This window comes from Peptostreptococcus porci, from assembly GCF_009695815.1.
GTDB lineage: Bacteria > Bacillota > Clostridia > Peptostreptococcales > Peptostreptococcaceae > Peptostreptococcus > Peptostreptococcus porci.
The window spans coordinates 1-2,756 of the sequence record NZ_VUNE01000006.1; the positions used below are offsets into that span (position 1 = coordinate 1).

Below are 2,756 nucleotides of genomic sequence, written 5' to 3' on the forward strand. Positions count from 1 at the left end.
GAAGAGAGCTGGAAAGCTCCACCACAGAGGGTAATAGTCCCGTACATGAAGCCAAGAAAGCCTTTGATATGATCCAGAGTACCACGAGACACGTGAAACCTTGTGGGAAGCAGGGGGGACCACCCCCCAAGGCTAAATACTACCTAGTGACCGATAGCGAATAGTACCGTGAGGGAAAGGTGAAAAGAACCCCGGGAGGGGAGTGAAATAGAACCTGAAACCCTACACTTACAAGCTGTGGGAGCGCAATATTGGCGTGACCGCGTACTTTTTGTAGAACGGGCCAACGAGTTACGTTATGTGGCAAGGTTAAGCACTTAAGGTGTGGAGCCGAAGCGAAAGCGAGTCTTAACTGGGCGAATGAGTCACATGACGTAGACCCGAAACCGGGCGACCTACCCATGAGCAGGATGAAGCGAAAGTAAAATTTCGTGGAGGTCCGAACCCACGTACGTTGAAAAGTGCGGGGATGACTTGTGGGTAGCGGTGAAATTCCAATCGAGCTCGGAGATAGCTGGTTCTCCCCGAAATAGCTTTAGGGCTAGCCTTGAAATTAGAGATGTGGAGGTAGAGCACTGAATGTCCTAGGGGGTATTGCACTTACCGAAGACTATCAAACTCCGAATGCCATAATCTTATGTTCAGGAGTCAGACTATGGGTGATAAGGTTCATAGTCGAAAGGGAAAGAGCCCAGACCGTCAGCTAAGGTCCCAAAATGTATGTTAAGTGGTAAAGGATGTGGGATTGCACAGACAACCAGGATGTTGGCTTAGAAGCAGCCACTCATTTAAAGAGTGCGTAATAGCTCACTGGTCGAGTGATCCTGCGCCGAAAATTTCCGGGGCTAAAACATACTACCGAAGCTACGGCATCATATGATGATGGGTAGGGGAGCTTCCTATGCAGGCTGAAGCGATACCGAAAGGAGTCGTGGACAGTATAGGAGAGAGAATGTTGGCATGAGTAGCGAGATGAAGGTGAGAATCCTTCAGGCCGTAAACCCAAGGTTTCCAGGGGAAGGTTCGTCCGCCCTGGGTTAGTCGGGACCTAAGCTCAGGCCGAAAGGCGTAGGCGATGGATAACAGGTTGAGATTCCTGTACTACCGATAATCGATTGAGAGAAGGGATGACACAGTAGGATAAGCTGAGCACACTGTTGGTTATGTGTGTCTAAGTATTGAGGCAGGTTAGATAGGCAAATCCGTTTAACCAATGCTGGGATACGATGGGGAGCGAAACAAAGTAGCGAAGCAGCTGATTTCACACTGTCGAGAAAAGTCTCTATCGAGATTAAAGGTACCCGTACCGCAAACCGACACAGGTGGGTGAGGAGAGTATCCTAAGGCCAGCGAGAGAACTGTTGTTAAGGAACTCGGCAAAATGACCCCGTAACTTAGGGATAAGGGGTGCCCCAGAAATGGGGCCGCAGAGAATTGGCCCAAGCGACTGTTTACCAAAAACATAGGTTTCTGCGAAGTCGCAAGACGAAGTATAGGAGCTGACGCCTGCCCGGTGCTGGAAGGTTAAGGGGATCTGTAAGAGCAATCGAAGCAGTGATCTTAAGCCCCAGTAAACGGCGGCCGTAACTATAACGGTCCTAAGGTAGCGAAATTCCTTGTCGGGTAAGTTCCGACCCGCACGAAAGGCGTAACGATTTGGGCACTGTCTCAACAACAGACTCGGTGAAATTGTAATCCCGGTGAAGATGCCGGGTACCTGCGACAGGACGGAAAGACCCCATGGAGCTTTACTGTAGCTTGACATTGGGTTTCGGTACTACATGTACAGGATAGGTGGGAGACGAAGAGACGAGGGCGTCAGTTTTCGTGGAGTCGACCTTGGGATACCACCCTTGTAGTATTGGGACTCTAACCATAGGCCATGAATCTGGTCTTGGGACACTGTCTGGTGGGCAGTTTGACTGGGGCGGTCGCCTCCTAAAAGGTAACGGAGGCGCTCAAAGGTTCCCTCAGTACGGTCGGAAATCGTACGAAGAGTGTAAAGGCAAAAGGGAGCTTGATTGCAAGACATACAGGTCGAGCAAGGTAGAAATACGGACTTAGTGATCCGGTGGTTCTGAGTGGAAGGGCCATCGCTCAACGGATAAAAGCTACCCTGGGGATAACAGGCTTATCTCCCCCAAGAGTCCACATCGACGGGGAGGTTTGGCACCTCGATGTCGGCTCATCACATCCTGGGGCTGTAGTTGGTCCCAAGGGTTGGGCTGTTCGCCCATTAAAGTGGTACGCGAGCTGGGTTCAGAACGTCGTGAGACAGTTCGGTCCCTATCCGTCGCAGGCGTAGGAAATTTGAGAAGATCTGTCCTTAGTACGAGAGGACCGGGATGGACATACCTCTGGTGTACCAGTTGTTCTGCCAAGGGCATGGCTGGGTAGCTATGTATGGAAAGGATAAGCGCTGAAAGCATCTAAGCGCGAAGCCCACTTCAAGATAAGATTTCCCACCGCAAGGTTAAGATCCCAGGAAGACTACCTGGTTGATAGGTTAGAGGTGTAAGTGCAGCAATGTATTTAGCTTACTAATACTAATAGATCGAGGACTTGACCAAGAAATAGATGGAAACTAATATATTCGGTTTTGAAGGTACAAAACTTCAATTAAATATGTGGTTATTATAGCGAGGAGGATACACCTGTTCCCATTCCGAACACAGAAGTTAAGCTCTTTAGCGCTGAAGGTACTTGGTGGGAAGCTGCCTGGGAGAATAGGACATAGCCACGTGATTAGCTCTAGC

2 rRNA genes are annotated in these 2,756 nt (G+C 49.8%); both read left to right on the top strand.

The features are described from left to right. Positions 1–2,570 (top strand): 23S ribosomal RNA (locus tag FYJ71_RS09805); the annotation flags it as partial. A 56-nt stretch (positions 2,571–2,626) separates the two neighbouring features. Next, a 5S ribosomal RNA gene (gene rrf, locus FYJ71_RS09810) occupies positions 2,627–2,743 on the top strand. The last annotated feature ends 13 nt before the right edge of the window (positions 2,744–2,756 follow it).